Source organism: Streptomyces kryoterrae (assembly GCF_054072135.1).
In genome coordinates, this window is sequence record NZ_CM133358.1 from 7,677,010 (window position 1) to 7,692,905 (window position 15,896).

General features: G+C 70.6%; 13 protein-coding genes. 12 read left to right on the top strand and 1 reads right to left on the bottom strand.

Annotated features, from left to right (window positions below):
- Positions 1-106: 106 nt before the first annotated feature.
- A complete protein-coding gene (locus tag ACW4TU_RS34035) occupies positions 107-655 on the bottom strand; it encodes a beta-class carbonic anhydrase (RefSeq protein WP_457419525.1) in 549 nt (182 codons plus the stop codon).
- 388 nt (positions 656-1,043) lie between these two features.
- Here ACW4TU_RS34035 and rsmH point away from each other — a divergent pair, with 388 nt between their 5' ends.
- From rsmH to pgeF, 12 genes are all read left to right on the top strand, one after another.
- On the top strand, positions 1,044-2,000 hold the full coding sequence (gene rsmH, locus ACW4TU_RS34040; protein WP_457419527.1) for a 16S rRNA (cytosine(1402)-N(4))-methyltransferase RsmH: 957 nt from the start codon (positions 1,044-1,046) through the stop codon (positions 1,998-2,000).
- A gap of 21 nt (positions 2,001-2,021) precedes the next feature.
- Positions 2,022-2,561, top strand: a complete 540-nt coding sequence (gene ftsL, locus ACW4TU_RS34045) for a cell division protein FtsL (RefSeq protein WP_457419529.1) — start codon at positions 2,022-2,024, stop codon at positions 2,559-2,561.
- Between the two features lie 5 nt (positions 2,562-2,566).
- Positions 2,567-4,519 carry a peptidoglycan D,D-transpeptidase FtsI family protein gene (locus ACW4TU_RS34050; RefSeq protein WP_457419531.1) on the top strand — a complete coding sequence of 651 codons (1,953 nt, stop codon included), beginning with the start codon at positions 2,567-2,569 and terminating at the stop codon, positions 4,517-4,519.
- A gap of 186 nt (positions 4,520-4,705) precedes the next feature.
- Positions 4,706-6,241, top strand: coding sequence for a UDP-N-acetylmuramoyl-L-alanyl-D-glutamate--2,6-diaminopimelate ligase (locus ACW4TU_RS34055; protein WP_457419533.1), 1,536 nt, complete (start codon positions 4,706-4,708; stop codon positions 6,239-6,241).
- A 4-nt stretch (positions 6,242-6,245) separates the two neighbouring features.
- Positions 6,246-7,676 carry a UDP-N-acetylmuramoyl-tripeptide--D-alanyl-D-alanine ligase gene (locus ACW4TU_RS34060; protein ID WP_457419535.1) on the top strand — a complete coding sequence of 477 codons (1,431 nt, stop codon included), beginning with the start codon at positions 6,246-6,248 and terminating at the stop codon, positions 7,674-7,676.
- Positions 7,673-8,746 carry a phospho-N-acetylmuramoyl-pentapeptide-transferase gene (gene mraY, locus ACW4TU_RS34065; protein WP_457419537.1) on the top strand — a complete coding sequence of 358 codons (1,074 nt, stop codon included), beginning with the start codon at positions 7,673-7,675 and terminating at the stop codon, positions 8,744-8,746. The genes ACW4TU_RS34060 and mraY overlap by 4 nt, the downstream gene beginning before the upstream one ends.
- Positions 8,728-10,170, top strand: coding sequence for a UDP-N-acetylmuramoyl-L-alanine--D-glutamate ligase (murD, locus tag ACW4TU_RS34070; RefSeq protein ID WP_457419538.1), 1,443 nt, complete (start codon positions 8,728-8,730; stop codon positions 10,168-10,170). The genes mraY and murD overlap by 19 nt, the downstream gene beginning before the upstream one ends.
- Before the next feature lie 200 nt (positions 10,171-10,370).
- Entirely contained in the window at positions 10,371-11,753 is a 1,383-nt protein-coding gene (gene ftsW / locus ACW4TU_RS34075) for a putative lipid II flippase FtsW (RefSeq protein ID WP_457419540.1), read from the top strand.
- A 6-nt stretch (positions 11,754-11,759) separates the two neighbouring features.
- Entirely contained in the window at positions 11,760-12,851 is a 1,092-nt protein-coding gene (murG, locus tag ACW4TU_RS34080; RefSeq protein ID WP_457419542.1) for an undecaprenyldiphospho-muramoylpentapeptide beta-N-acetylglucosaminyltransferase, read from the top strand.
- Positions 12,852-12,876: 25 nt separating this feature from the next.
- Positions 12,877-13,695, top strand: coding sequence for a cell division protein FtsQ/DivIB (locus ACW4TU_RS34085; protein WP_457419544.1), 819 nt, complete (start codon positions 12,877-12,879; stop codon positions 13,693-13,695).
- Between the two features lie 276 nt (positions 13,696-13,971).
- Positions 13,972-15,159 (top strand): cell division protein FtsZ, encoded by a 1,188-nt coding sequence (gene ftsZ / locus ACW4TU_RS34090; RefSeq protein WP_164412768.1) that lies wholly within the window; start codon positions 13,972-13,974, stop codon positions 15,157-15,159.
- Positions 15,156-15,893 (top strand): peptidoglycan editing factor PgeF, encoded by a 738-nt coding sequence (pgeF, locus tag ACW4TU_RS34095; protein ID WP_457419547.1) that lies wholly within the window; start codon positions 15,156-15,158, stop codon positions 15,891-15,893. Before ftsZ ends, pgeF begins: the two co-directional genes overlap by 4 nt.
- Positions 15,894-15,896: the final 3 nt, after the last annotated feature.

The following is a 15,896-nucleotide window of genomic DNA, read 5'->3' on the forward strand; positions in this document are numbered from 1 at the left end:
CCTGTGGACAACTGGCAGGGGTATGTCTGATTTTCAGGCCTTTTCGGCGCTGAAGTGAAGGGTAAATTTCGTAGAGACATACGTACGGATGCGCGGTCCGGTTCGGTTATGCGGGATCGATCTCACGCAGCAGGCCGGACTTCACGTCGAAGACGAAGCCGCGGATGTCGTCGGTGTGCAGCAGGAACGGGTTGGTGCGCACACGCTGCATCGACTGGCGTACGTCCTGGTCGACGTCCCGGAAGGCCTCCACGGCCCAGGCGGGGCGCTGGCCGACCTCGGCCTCCAGCTCCTGCCGGAAGTCCTCCGTGAGGGACTCCAGGCCGCAGCCGGTGTGGTGGATGAGGACGACGCTGCGGGTGCCGAGCGCCCGCTGGCTGATGGTCAGGGAGCGGATCACGTCGTCGGTGACGGCGCCGCCCGCGTTGCGGATGGTGTGGCAGTCGCCGAGCTCCAGACCGAGCGCGGCGTGCAGATCCAGACGGGCGTCCATGCAGGCCACGACCGCCACCCGGAGCACGGGGCGGGCGTCCATCCCCGGGTCGGTGAAGGCGGCCGCGTACTCTCCGTTGGCCTCGACGAGACGGTCGATGACGGTGTCGTCGGTGGCTATGGCGCCTTCGGGTCCGGTGGGAACTGATGCGGAAGTCGTCATAAGCATGACGGTACTGGTCACGCCCCTCACGGGCCTGCTGTGAGAGGGGACAAAGAACATCAATGAGCGTTGTTGTGAGGTAACCCACACGGGTGGTGTGAGTATGCCCGTACGACTGATTCTGGGCGGTTTGCGGCTTGCCTGGGCAGAGCGCACCACGCGCGGGCCGGTTGATTGACCGCGCGACACCGTGGACTAAAGTGACGCGAAGCGGGAGGCGAGACTCCCTGCTGGATTGATTGATCCCCCGCGTGCGCGGCGCGTACGTACGGCTCGGCCTCCTCCCGCTCCCGGTCGGCTGACGCTTCCGGCGCCGGCGGCCTCCCCTTCTCCGAGCGGGCGGGGACCCGGCGGTGCGTGTCGGCCGCGCCGGACCTGAGAGGGCCCCTTGAGCAACAGTCGACATGTCCCGGTGATGCTCCAGCGGTGCCTGGACCTGTTGGCCCCCGCACTGGAGCGGCCCGGCGCGGTCGTCGTCGACTGCACCCTCGGTCTCGGCGGCCACAGCGAGGCGCTGCTCGCCCGTTTCCCCGAGGTCCGGCTGGTCGCCCTCGACCGCGACAAGGAGGCGCTGCGCCTCTCCGGGGAGCGGCTCGCCCCCTACGGCGAGCGGGCCGACCTGGTGCACGCGGTGTACGACGAACTGCCCGACGTGCTCGACCGGCTGGGCCTGTCGAAGGTCGACGGTGTCCTCTTCGACCTCGGTGTCTCCTCCATGCAGCTCGACGAGGCCGACCGGGGGTTCGCCTACGCCCAGGACGCGCCGCTCGACATGCGCATGGACCAGACGACCGGCATCAGCGCCGCGGAGGTCCTCAACACCTACCCGCCGGGCGAGCTCGTCCGGATCCTCAGGGCGTACGGCGAGGAGAAGCAGGCCAAGCGGATCGTTTCCGCGGTCGTGCGCGAGCGCGACAGGGAGCCGTTCGGCAACAGCGCCCGGCTCGTCGAACTGATCCGCGACTCGTTGCCGCAGGCCGCCAAGCGCACCGGCGGCAACCCCGCCAAGCGGACCTTCCAGGCGCTGCGCATCGAGGTCAACGGTGAACTGACCGTCCTGGAACGGGCGATCCCGGCCGCGGTGAAGGCGCTCGCCGTCGGCGGCCGGATCGCCGTCCTGTCGTACCACTCGCTCGAGGACCGGCTGGTCAAGCAGGTGTTCGCGGCCGGCGCCGCCAACACCGCGCCGCCCGGCCTGCCGGTCGTGCCCGAGCGTTACCAGCCCCGGCTCAAGCTGCTCACCCGTGGTGCCGAACTTCCCACCGAGGAAGAGATCGCCGAGAACCGGCGAGCCGCCCCGGCACGGCTGCGCGGGGCCCAGCGCATCAGGGAGGACACCGAGTGAGGCGTACGGAGGGAACCGCGGGTGAGTAGGAATCCCGAACTCAAGGGCCGGGCCGCCAGGCTGGCCCGGCTCTTCCCCACGGGGCCGGGGCAGGCCGCCCGTACCCCCTTTGTCCTGCTCGTCGTCTTCCTGCTGGGCGGCGGTCTCATCGCGCTCCTCGTGCTGAACTCCGCGCTCAGCGAAGGCGGGTTCCGCCTCGACGACCTCCAGAAGGACACCAAGAGCCTCACCGACGAGGAACAGGCCCTCCAGCGGGACGTGGACGCCTACGCCGCGCCCGACGCCCTCCAGCGCCGGGCCAGGGAACTCGGCATGGTGCCCGGCGGCGACCCGGCCTTCCTCGACCCCGACGGCACCGTCAAGGGTGTCCCGGGGGCCGCGGAGCCGGCGGCGCTGCGGATCCCGGCGGTGATCCCGCCCGAGGTGAACGTCCCGGAACCGACGCCAACGGCCACCCCCACACCGACGCCCACGCCGACCCCCTCCGCGACGGCGTCCCCGGAGCGGGCCCCCGCGGTCACCCCCACCCCCACCCTCCCCTCCACGACCCCCGGCAGGTGACGGAAGTGTCCGACAGGGAACCGCCGCGCCGTCGCGTGCCCGCCCCGGCCAGGTCCGCCCGCCCCGGCCCCGCCCGGCGTCCCGGCCCCGGCGCCCGACCCACCCGCCGCCCCGCCCCCCGCCGCCCCGCCGGGCCCAAGGTCATCCGGCTCGGCAGCCCCCGGCCCCGGCTGCGCATGGTCGGCCTCGCGCTGGCCCTGGTGATGACCGCCTTCGTCGTACGGCTGCTCCAGGTGCAGGCCGTCGACGCGAGCGAGTACGCCGCCAAGGCCGAGCAGAACCGGTACGTCGGCCGCACCCTGGCCGCCGAACGCGGCGAGATCACCGACCGCGACGGCGTCGAACTGGCGACCAGCGTGGACGCGTACGACATCACCGCCGACCCGTCGATGTTCACGCCGAAGAGCACGAAACTGGGCGACGCCCCCGAGCAGGCCGCCGCTCTCCTCGCGCCGATCCTCGGGCAGGACGCGGCCGGCATCGCCGAGAAGCTGAAGACGCCGGACACGCGCTACACGCTGCTCGCGCACCGTCAGACCCCCCAGGTGTGGACGCAGATCAAGGACCTGAAGTCCACCCTGGCCGCCAAGTCCGGAACCGATCCGGACACCGTCAACGTCCTCGCCGGTGTGCTGGCCGTGCCCGCGAGCAAGCGCGTCTATCCGAACGCCGGACTCGCCGCCGGACTGCTGGGCTGGGTCAGCGCCGACGGCAAGGGCGGCGGCGGCCTCGAACAGCAGCTGAACGGCGAACTGGCCGGGCAGGACGGCGAGATCCGGTACGCACAGTCAGGAGGACGGCAGGTGCCCACCGCCGACTCCACCGAGACGCCCGCCGTGCCCGGCTCCGACGTCGAACTGACCATCGACCGCGACATCCAGTGGGCCGCGCAGAACGCCATCACCGAGCAGGTCAAGAAGTCGAAGGCGGACCGCGGGTACGTGATAGTGCAGGACACCCGGACCGGCCAGATCCTGGCCATGGCCAACTCGCCCGGCTTCGACCCCAACGACCTCAGCAAGGCGAACCCGGACGCGCTGGGCAACGCGTCCCTCCAGGACGCCTACGAGCCCGGCTCCACCGCCAAGGTCATGTCGATGGCCGCCGTACTGGAGGAGAACGTCGCCACGCCGGCGACGCATGTCGTGGTGCCCAACCGGCTGCACCGGGGCGACCGGCTCTTCAAGGACGACATCGACCACCCGACCTGGTACCTCACCCTCAACGGCGTGCTCGCCAAGTCCAGCAACATCGGCACCATCCTGGCCACCGGGCAACTCGGCAAGTCCCAGGCGCAGTCCAACCAGGTCCTCTACTCCTACCTGCGCAAGTTCGGCCTCGGCAGCTACACCGGGCTCGACTTCCCGGGCGAGACCAAGGGCATCCTCGCGCCGCCCGACCAGTGGTCGACCTCCCAGCAGTTCACGATCCCCTTCGGCCAGGGCGTGTCCCTCAACGCGCTGCAGGCGGCCTCCGTCTACTCGACGATCGCCAACGGCGGTGTCCGCGTGGAGCCCAGCCTGATCCGGGGCACCAAGGGCGCCGACGGCCGGTTCACCCCCGCCGCCGAGCCGAAGAGGACCAGGGTCGTCAGCGAGAAGACGGCGAAGACCCTCGCCAAGATGCTGGAGTCCGTCGTGGACGACGAGGAGGGCACCGGCGCCAAGGCGCGCATTCCCGGCTACCGGGTCGCGGGCAAGACGGGCACGGCCAACCGCGTGGATCCGGCCACCGGCCGTTACCACGGCTACACGTCGTCGTTCGCCGGGTTCGCGCCCGCCGACAGCCCCCGCATCACTGTCTACTGCGCCATCCAGAACGCCACCAAGGGCAGTTACTTCGGAGGTCAGATCTGTGGCCCCATCTACAAGGAGGTCATGGAGTTCGCCCTGAAGACCCTTCAGGTGCCGCCCACCGGGGCCAAGGCCGCGAATCTCCCCGTGTCCTTCACGCCCTGATCAGCACGGAAACCAGCCAGGAAACAGCTCGTGAACACGATCTCTCCCGACTCTCCCGACCCGGGGCACAGCGCCCCGGCGCACGCCCCGGCCGCGCCCTCACTTCGCTCGTCCGGGGGTGCGCCCGGTACGCTCACCGCCGTGCCACACCCTGATCAGTACCAAACCACCCAGAAGGGCGTTCCTGTGACATATCCGGGACCGCCGAGGCCGGTTCACGTCTCCGCCACACCCCTCGCGGAACTGGTCGGCCAGCTGGGTGGTGCCCCACAGCCCCCGGCCGCACAGGACGTGATCGTCGCGGTCACGGGCATCACCCACGACTCGCGCGCCGTCCGCCCCGGCGACCTGTACGCCGCCCTCCCGGGGGCCCGGCTGCACGGCGCCGACTTCGTGACCCAGGCCGCCGGCCTCGGCGCCGCCGCCGTGCTGACCGACCCCACCGGGGCCGAACGCGCCGCCGCCACCGGGCTTCCGGTGCTGGTGGCCGACGACCCGCGCGCGCGGATGGGCGAACTGGCGGCCACGATCTACGGCCGTCCAGGGCGCGACCTGCTCCAGATCGGGATCACCGGCACGTCAGGCAAGACCACCACCGCGTACCTCGTCGAGGGCGGTCTCCGGACGGAGCGGGCCACCGGGCTGATCGGCACGGTCGAGACGCGCATCGGCGACGAGCGCATCAAGTCCGAACGCACCACGCCCGAGGCCACCGACCTCCAGGCCCTGTTCGCGGTGATGCGCGAACGCGGGGTCGAGGCGGTCGCCATGGAGGTCTCCAGCCACGCGCTGGTCCTCGGCCGGGTCGACGGCTGCGTCTTCGACATCGCCGTCTTCACCAACCTCAGCCCGGAACACATGGAGTTCCACTCCGGCATGGAGGACTACTTCCAGGCCAAGGCGCGGCTGTTCACTCCCGAACGCAGCAAACTCGGGGTCGTCAACCAGGACGACGCCTACGGCCGGCGGCTCGCCCGGGAGGCCACCGTCCCGGTCGTCACCTTCTCCGCCGAGGGCCACCCGGACGCCGACTGGCGCGCCGAGAACGTCCAGGTCGGCCCGATGGACTCGACGTTCACCGTGGTCGGCCCCAAGGCGCAGCGGATCAGCGCGAAATCGCCGCTCGCGGGCACCTTCAACGTCGCCAACACCCTCGCCGCGATCGTCGCCCTCGCCGAGGCGGGGTTCGACCCGCAGGCCGTCGCCGACGGCATCGCCGCCGTACCGGGAGTGCCGGGGCGCCTGGAGCGGGTGGACGTGGGCCAGCCGTATCTCGCGGTCGTCGACTACGCGCACAAGACGGACGCCGTCGAATCGGTGCTGCGCGCCCTGCGCAAGGTCACCGAGGGCAGCCTGCACGTCGTGCTCGGCTGCGGCGGGGACCGGGACACGACCAAGCGCGCGCCCATGGGCGCCGCCGCGGCCCGGCTCGCCGACACCGCCGTACTGACCTCCGACAACCCCCGCTCCGAGGACCCCCTCGCGATCCTCGCGGCCATGCTCGAAGGCGCGGCCTCGGTGCCGGCCCACGAGCGCGGCGAGGTCCAGGTGTTCGAGGACCGGGCCGCGGCCATCACCGCCGCCGTGACCCGCGCGCGGCCCGGGGACACCGTGCTGGTCGCGGGCAAGGGCCACGAGCAGGGCCAGGACATCGCCGGGGTGGTCCGTCCGTTCGACGACCGCCAGGTGCTTCGCGAAGCTATCCAGAAGACCCAGGGATGAACTTGTGATCGCCCTCTCCCTCGCCGAGATCGCAGCAGTCGTCGGCGGGCAGACTTACGACATACCGGACCCGTCGGTCCAGGTCACCGGACGGGTCGTCAGGGACTCCCGTGAGGTGGAGCCCGGCAGCCTCTTCGTCGCCTTCGCCGGCGAGCACGTCGACGGCCACGACTTCGCGGCCGCGGTCGTCGAGGCGGGCGCGGTCGCCGTACTGGCCTCCCGGCCGGTCGGGGTGCCCGCGGTCGTCGTGGACGACGTACAGCGGGCGCTGGGCGCCCTCGCGCGGCACGTGGTCCAGAAGCTCGGCGCGACCCTCGTGGCCCTCACCGGCTCCGCGGGCAAGACCAGCACCAAGGACCTGATCGCCCAGGTGCTCCGGCACAAGGCACCGACGGTCTTCACGCCCGGCTCGCTCAACAACGAGATCGGGCTGCCGCTGACCGCGCTGAGCGCCACCGAGGAGACCAGGTTCCTGGTCCTGGAGATGGGCGCCCGCGGCATCGGTCACATCCGTTACCTGACGGAACTGACGCCCCCGCGGATCGGCCTCGTCATCAACGTGGGCACCGCCCACATCGGCGAGTTCGGCGGACGCGAGCAGATCGCACAAGCGAAGGGCGAACTCGTCGAGGCGCTGCCCTCCGAGGCCGACGGCGGCACCGCGATCCTCAATGCCGACGATCCCCTCGTACGCGCCATGGCGACTCGAACAAAGGCGAAGGTGATCTTCTTCGGCGAGTCCGGCGAAGCGGACGTACGCGCCGAGAACGTGCGACTCACGGACAGGGGACAGCCCGCCTTCAGGCTCCACACACCCTCCGGTGCAAGCGACGTGACCATGCGCCTGTACGGTGAGCATCACGTGTCGAACGCGCTCGCCGCCGCCGCCGTCGCCCATGAGCTGGGCATGTCCGCAGACGAGATCGCCACCGCGCTCTCCGAGGCGGGCTCCCTCTCCCGCTGGCGGATGGAGGTCACCGAGCGCCCGGACGGCGTGACGATCGTCAACGACGCCTACAACGCGAACCCCGAGTCCATGCGAGCGGCTTTGCGCGCGCTCGCGGCAATGGGCACAGCCTCACGGGCAAAGGGGGGTCGTACGTGGGCGGTGCTCGGCAAGATGGCCGAGCTCGGGGACGAGGCGCTCGCCGAGCACGACGCGATCGGACGGCTCGCCGTCCGGCTCAATGTCGGCAAGCTCGTCGCGGTCGGGGGCAGGGAAGCGTCCTGGCTCCAACTGGGCGCATATAACGAGGGTTCGTGGGGTGAGGAGTCGGTGCACGTGTCCGACGCACAGGCGGCTGTCGACCTGTTGCGCAGCGAGTTGCGCCCGGGGGATGTCGTGCTCGTGAAGGCGTCCCGGTCGGTCGGGCTCGAACGGGTGGCGCAGGCGCTGCTTCCCGGTGCTGCCGAGGGTGAGGTTTCGGCCCGATGATGAACCAGATCCTGTTCTCGGGCGTCATCGGTATGTTCCTGACGCTGATCGGCACCCCGCTGCTGATCAAGCTGCTGGCACGGAAGGGCTACGGCCAGTACATCCGTGACGACGGCCCGCGCGAGCACCATGCCAAGCGCGGTACGCCGACCATGGGCGGTATCGCCTTCATCCTGGCGACGGTCATCGCGTACTTCCTGTCCAAGGTGATCACCGGCAAGCCGCCGACCTTCTCCGGGGTGCTGGTGCTCGGCCTGATGGCGGGTATGGGCCTGGTCGGCTTCCTGGACGACTACATCAAGATCGTCAAGCGGCGTTCGCTCGGCCTGCGGGCCAAGGCGAAGATGGCCGGCCAGCTGACCGGCGGTATCACCTTCGCGGTGCTCTCGCTGCAGTTCGCGGACGACCGCGGCAACACGCCGGCCTCGACGAAGCTCTCCTTCGTCCAGGACTTCGGGTGGACGATCGGCCCGGTGCTGTTCGTCGTCTGGGCGCTCTTCATGATCCTGGCGATGTCGAACGGCGTGAACCTGACGGACGGTCTGGACGGCCTCGCCACCGGCGCCTCCGTCCTCGTCTTCGGTGCCTACACGTTCATCGGCGTCTGGCAGTTCCAGGAGTCCTGCGCCAACGCGTTGACCCTGACCAACCCGTCCGCCTGTTACGAGGTACGAGATCCACTGGACCTCGCCGTCGTCTCCTCGGCGCTGATGGGTGCCTGCCTCGGCTTCCTGTGGTGGAACACGTCACCCGCCAAGATCTTCATGGGCGACACCGGTTCCCTGGCCCTGGGCGGCGCGCTCGCCGGCCTCGCGATCTGCTCCCGTACGGAAATGCTGCTGGCGCTCCTCGGCGGCCTGTTCGTCCTGATCACCATGTCGGTGGTCATCCAGGTCGGCTCCTTCAAGCTCACCGGCAAGCGGGTCTTCCGGATGGCGCCACTCCAGCACCACTTCGAACTCAAGGGATGGTCCGAAGTCCTTGTCGTGGTCCGCTTCTGGATCATCCAGGGCATCTGCGTGATCGTCGGACTGGGCATCTTCTACGCGGGATGGGCGGCCGACAAGTGACGTCCGGTCAGGGCGGCGACTGGGAGGGCATGCGGGTCACCGTCGCCGGTCTCGGTGTGAGCGGCATCAGCGCCGCCCGCGCCCTGACCGCGCTCGGCGCCCTGGTCACCGTCGTGGACGGCGGGGACTCCGAGGCCCACCGGGAACGCGCGGCGGCCCTGGAGGGCGTCGAGGTACGCCTCGGGGACGCGGAGACGCTGCCCGAGGGGACCGGACTCGTCGTCACCTCGCCCGGCTGGAAGCCGAGTTCACCGCTCTTCGCGGCGGCGGCCGAGGCGGGCGTGGACGTCGTCGGTGACGTGGAGATCGCCTGGCGGCTGCGCGGCCCGGATGCCGCGCCCTGGCTGGCGATCACCGGCACCAACGGCAAGACGACCACCACCCAGATGCTCGCCTCGATCCTGCGCGCGGCCGGCCTGCGTACGGCCGCCGTCGGCAACATCGGCACGCCGATCATCGACGTGGTCCTCGGCGAGGAGACGTACGACGTCCTGGCCGTCGAGCTCTCCAGCTACCAGCTCCACTGGGCGCCCTCCCTGCGCGCCCACTCCGCCGCCGTCCTCAACCTCGCCCCCGACCACCTCGACTGGCACGGCTCCATGGAGGCGTACGCCGCCGACAAGGGCCGTATCTACGAGGGCAATCGGGTCGCCTGCGTCTACAACGTGGATGCCACCGGCAAACCGTCCACCGAGGACCTCGTGCGCGGAGCGGACGTCGAGGAGGGCTGCCGGGCCGTCGGGTTCACGCTCGGCGCGCCCCGACCGTCCCAACTCGGCGTCGTCGAGGGCATCCTGGTCGACCGGGCCTTCGTCGAGAACCGGCAGCGGAACGCCCAGGAGCTGGCCGAGGTCGCGGACGTCAACCCGCCGGCCCCGCACAACATCGCCAACGCCCTTGCCGCGGCTGCCCTCGCACGCGCCTTCGGGGTGCCCGCGAAGGCGGTCCGGGACGGCCTTCGGGCCTTCACCCCGGACGCGCACCGCATCGCGCACGTGGCCGACGTGGACGGGGTCGCCTACGTCGACGACTCCAAGGCGACCAACACCCACGCGGCCGAGGCCTCCTTGGCGGCGTACGAGTCGATCGTGTGGATCGCCGGCGGGCTCGCCAAGGGCGCGACCTTCGACGAACTGGTCGCCAAGTCGGCAAAGCGACTTCGCGGGGTGGTGCTGATCGGCGCCGACCGTGCGCAGATCGGCGAAGCCCTGGCGCGACACGCCCCGGAAGTACCCGTCGTCGACCTCGACCGGACCGACACTGGGGCGATGCTCGCGGCTGTTCAGGAGGCCCGGCGGCTGGCCGAGGCGGGTGACACGGTGCTGCTGGCACCGGCCTGTGCCTCCATGGACATGTTCGCCAACTACAACAAGCGCGGTGACGCGTTCGCGCAGGCGGTTCGCGAACTCGGTGCGGGTACCTGACGGTCGGTCTCGGCCACGTTCGGTGCCTCGGGACCCTTGGAGGGACACGTGAGGTCGGATGTGGCCCGGGAACTATCGGCGGTTCGCTCGCCGCGGGTCGGTGGAGGCTGGTCGCGCCCCGCGGCGGAGCCGCAGATCGACACAGCCCCGCGCCCCTTCGAGGGCGCTTCGCGCCCCTCTCGGTCGCGCGGGGGCTGCTGATGCCCAGTAGCCGTACCGGGCAGGCGCCCGTTCAGGGGCGCGTGCGGGCTCGTCGGCCCGCCGCCCCCCGGCTGCCCCGGGACAACCCCGTACGACGCCTCCACGGGCGCGTGCAGCGGGCCTGGGACCGGCCGCTGACCGCGTACTACCTGATCCTCGGCGGCTCCCTGCTGATCACGGTGCTCGGGCTGGTGATGGTCTACTCGGCCTCCCAGATCAAGGCGCTCCAGCTGTCGCTGCCCGGGTCCTACTTCTTCCGCAAACAGTTCCTCGCGGCCACCATCGGCGGCGTGCTGCTGTTCGCGGCCTCGCGCATGCCGGTGAAGCTGCACCGGGCGCTCGCCTACCCGATCCTCGCGGGCTCCGTCTTCCTGATGATCCTCGTGCAGGTGCCCGGGATAGGGCTGGCGATCAACGGCAACCAGAACTGGATCTCGCTGGGCGGCTCCTTCCAGATCCAGCCGAGCGAGTTCGGCAAGCTTGCCCTGGTGCTGTGGGGCGCCGACCTGATCGCGCGCAAGGAGGACAAGCGGCTGCTCACGCAGTGGAAGCACATGCTGGTGCCGCTGGTCCCGGTGACGTTCATGCTGCTCGGCCTGATCATGCTCGGCGGCGACATGGGGACGGCGATCATCCTCACCGCCATCCTGTTCGGCCTGCTGTGGCTGGCCGGGGCGCCCACGCGACTGTTCGTGGGTGTGCTGTCCGTCGCCGCGTTCATCGGCCTCGTCCTGATCAAGACCAGCCCCAACCGCATGGCCCGCTTCCAGTGCATCGGCGCCACCGAGCCCGGCACCGGGGCCACCTCCTGCTGGCAGGCCGTGCACGGCATCTACGCGCTCGCCTCCGGTGGCCTGTTCGGTTCGGGCCTCGGCGCGAGTGTGGAAAAATGGGGGCAACTGCCCGAAGCGCACACCGACTTCATCTTTGCCGTCACCGGTGAGGAACTGGGCCTCGCGGGGACGCTGTCGGTACTCGCCCTCTTCGCGGCTCTAGGCTATGCGGGTATCCGCGTGGCCGGACGCACGGAGGACCCCTTCGTGAGGTACGCCGCGGGAGGTGTGACCACCTGGATCACCGCTCAGGCAGTGATCAACATCGGTGCGGTGCTCGGCCTGCTGCCGATCGCCGGGGTCCCGCTCCCGCTGTTCTCCTACGGGGGCTCCGCCCTGCTGCCGACCATGTTCGCCGTCGGACTGCTGATCGCCTTCGCCCGCGACGAACCGGGTGCGCGGGCGGCGCTTTCGTTGCGGCAACCCCGCTTTGGTAGAAAGCGGGGAGCTGGGGGCTCTGTTCGGTCGGAAAGGCCGGCCGGAACCTCCCGGAGATGGAACACGATGAGACGGCGTGCCTCGGCGGCGCGTTCGTCCGGAGAGCGGTGAATTTCGGTGCATGTCGTACTCGCCGGTGGGGGGACCGCCGGTCACATCGAGCCCGCGCTCGCCCTCGCGGACGCCCTGCGCAGGCGTGATCCCACAGTGGGGATCACGGCCCTGGGCACGGAACGCGGTCTGGAGACCCGGCTGGTCCCCGAGCGGGGCTATGACCTGGCGCTGATCCCAGCGGTCCCCCTGCCGCGCAAGCCCACCCCCGAACTGATCACCGTCCCCGGGCGGCTGCGCGGCACGATCAAGGCCGCCGAGCAGATCCTGGAGCGCACCAAGGCCGACGCCGTCGTCGGCTTCGGCGGCTATGTGGCCCTGCCCGGCTACCTCGCCGCCAAGCGCCTGGGCGTGCCGATCGTCGTCCACGAGGCCAACGCCCGTCCCGGCCTCGCCAACAAGATCGGCTCGCGGTACGCCGCCCAGGTCGCCGTCTCCACCCCGGACAGCAAGCTCCGCGACGCCCGCTACATCGGCATCCCGTTGCGACGCACCATCGCCACCCTCGACCGGGCCGCCGTACGCCCCGAGGCGCGGGCCGCGTTCGGGCTCGACCCGAGCCTGCCGACGCTGCTGGTCTCCGGCGGCTCGCAGGGCGCCCGGCACCTCAACGAGGTGATCGAGCGGGTCGCGCCGTACCTCCAGCAGGCCGGCATCCAGGTGCTGCACGTGGTCGGCCCGAAGAACGAACTGCCACAGGTGCACCAGATGCCGGGGATGCCCCCCTACATCCCGGTACCGTACGTGGACCGGATGGACCTCGCGTACGCCGCGGCCGACATGATGCTCTGCCGCGCGGGCGCGATGACCGTCGCCGAACTCTCCGCCGTCGGACTCCCGGCCGCCTACGTCCCGCTGCCCATCGGCAACGGCGAACAGCGGCTGAACGCCCAGCCGGTGGTCAAGGCCGGCGGTGGACTCCTGGTCGACGACGCGGAACTGACGCCCGAGTGGGTCCAGCGACAGGTCCTGCCCGTCCTCGCCGACCCGCACCGGCTGTACGAGATGTCCCGCGCCGCCAGCGAGTTCGGCCGCCGGGACGCCGACGAACTGCTCGTCGGCATGGTGTACGAGGCGATCGCCTCGCGCCACCGCTAGGCGACGAGGGAAGGCAGGAAAGGGCGTGGCCGGAGGAGCGACGACCGCCGAGCGCGGCGAACGGCAGCAGGACACCTCCGGCCCGCCCCGCCGGCCGGGCCTCCTCGGCCGCCTGGGGCCGCGCAGGCTGCGTACGGTGGCCGTCCTGGCCCTCGCCCTGCTCGTCCTCGGCGGGGGCGTCCTGTGGGTGCTCTACGGCTCCCGGTGGACGCGAGTGGAGCGCGTATCGGTGTCGGGGACCGGTGTCCTGACGCAGGCACAGGTGCGGGAAGCCGCCGACGTGCCGGTCGGGAAACCGCTCGTTTCTGTCGACACCGACGCGATCGAGTCCCGACTGCTCCATGAATTGCCCCGAATTGACTCGGTTGAGGTCACTCGATCCTGGCCGCACGGAATCGGGCTGAAAGTGGTCGAACGTACCCCGGTCCTGATTGTCGAAAGCGCCGGGAACGGGGGCAAGTATGTCGAAGTGGACGCGAAAGGCGTGCGCTTCGCGCGGGTTTCGGATGCGCCCAAAGGTGTACCCGTATTGGAATTGACGCTGTCCCGGACCGGCTCGCAGACCGCCAGTCTGCGCCGCTTCGGCAGCGACCGGCTGGTGCGCGAGGCGGTGCGGGTGGCGGGCGAACTGCCGAGTGCCGTCGCGCGCGCCGTCCGGACCGTCAAGGTGGGCTCGTACGACTCCGTCTCGCTGGAGTTGGGCGACGGCCGGACCGTCGCGTGGGGGAGCGGCGAGAAGGGCGGCGCGAAAGCCCGTGCGCTCACCGCCCTCATGAAAGCGGCTCCGGGCGCGCGGCACTTCGACGTGAGCGTGCCCACCGCCCCTGCGTCATCAGGGAGTTGACGCCTGTCCGTGCAGGCCACCACCCTGGTTGGGCATCGCTATGGCTGATCACATAGGGTGAAAAGAAAAACGGGAGGTTCGGCGTGTTCGTTGAACGTGCGCCACTTGTCGACTTAGTGTCCTGTTCGGAAGAGTCCAAGGAACAGACACACTGGTAACCCTAAACTTCAACGTTAGGGTTCGGGTCGGCGTTCGGACCGTCCCACTTCGGCATGAGTTGTCCGTTCGCCGTAATCGCGAACGGCGACACGTAACTCGAGGCGAGAGGCCTTCGACGTGGCAGCACCGCAGAACTACCTCGCAGTCATCAAAGTCATCGGTGTCGGCGGCGGTGGTGTCAACGCCATCAACCGGATGATCGAGGTCGGTCTGAAGGGCGTCGAGTTCATCGCCATCAACACCGATGCTCAGGCGCTGTTGATGAGCGACGCCGACGTCAAGCTCGACGTCGGCCGCGAACTCACCCGCGGACTCGGCGCCGGCGCCAACCCGGCCGTCGGCCGCAAGGCGGCAGAGGACCACCGCGAGGAGATCGAGGAGGTCCTCAAGGGGGCCGACATGGTCTTCGTGACGGCCGGCGAGGGGGGTGGCACCGGCACCGGCGGCGCGCCCGTCGTGGCCAACATCGCCCGCAACCTCGGCGCCCTCACCATCGGCGTGGTCACCCGGCCCTTCACCTTCGAGGGGCGGCGCCGCGCCAACCAGGCCGAGGACGGCATCGCGGAACTCCGCGAAGAGGTCGACACCCTCATCGTCATCCCCAACGACCGGCTGCTGTCCATCTCGGACCGCCAGGTCTCGGTCCTCGACGCCTTCAAGTCGGCGGACCAGGTCCTGCTCTCCGGCGTTCAGGGCATCACCGATCTGATCACCACCCCCGGTCTGATCAACCTCGACTTCGCGGACGTCAAGTCCGTGATGTCCGAGGCCGGTTCGGCCCTCATGGGGATCGGCTCGGCCCGCGGCGACGACCGCGCGGTGGCGGCGGCGGAGATGGCGATCTCCTCGCCTCTCCTCGAGGCCTCCATCGACGGCGCCCGGGGCGTCCTGCTCTCCATCTCCGGCGGCTCCGACCTCGGCCTGTTCGAGATCAACGAGGCCGCCCAGCTGGTCAGCGAGGCCGCGCACCCCGAGGCGAACATCATCTTCGGCGCGGTCATCGACGACGCGCTCGGCGACGAGGTCCGGGTCACGGTCATCGCGGCCGGCTTCGACGGGGGTCAGCCTCCGCCGAAGCGCGACAACATCCTCGGCTCGGCCGGCGCCAAGCGTGACGAACCCACGCCGGTACGCGCCGAGAGCCGTCCGTCCTTCGGGTCGCTCGGCAGCGTCACGCCGAGGGAGGCCCCGGCGCCCGCCCCGGAGCCGGTCAACGAGATCCAGGTCTCCCCGCCGGTCCCGCCGTCCCGGTCCTACTCGGACAGCACGGCGGAGGAGCTGGACGTGCCGGACTTCCTGAAGTGATAGGACAACGCTCCGAAGCGAGCGACGCGAGCGGCGCGCACTTCGCCTTCACCGACCGGTGGGGCGGGGTGAGCGCCGTTCCGTACGAGGAGCTCAATCTCGGCGGAGCGGTCGGCGACGACCCCGAAGCCGTCCGCACGAATCGTGAACTGGCCGCCAAGTCCCTGGGTCTCGACCCGGACCGGGTGGTCTGGATGAACCAGGTGCACGGCAACCTCGTGGCCGAGGTCGACGGGCCGTGGACCACCCGGCTCACCCCGCCCGTCGACGGCCTGGTCACCGTGGCCCGCGGTCTCGCCCTCGCCGTCCTCACCGCCGACTGTGTCCCGGTCCTGCTGGCCGATCCGGTCGCCGGGGTGGTCGCCGCGGCACACGCGGGCCGGCCGGGTATGGTCGCCGGGATCGTCCCCGCCGCGGTGGACGCCATGGAATCGCTCGGCGCCGAACCCGCACGGATCGTCGCCCGCACCGGCCCCGCGGTCTGCGGCCGGTGCTACGAGGTACCGGGGGAGATGCGTGCCGACGTCGCCGCCGTCGAACCCGCCGCGTACGCCGAGACCGGCTGGGGCACCCCGGCGGTCGACGTGGTCGCGGGAGTGCACGCCCAGTTGGAGCGGCTCGGGGTGCGTGACCGGCAGCGGTCGCCGGTGTGCACACGGGAGTCCGCCGACCACTTCTCGTACCGCCGAGACCGCACCACCGGGCGGCTCGCGGGCTATGTCTGGCTGGACTGATAG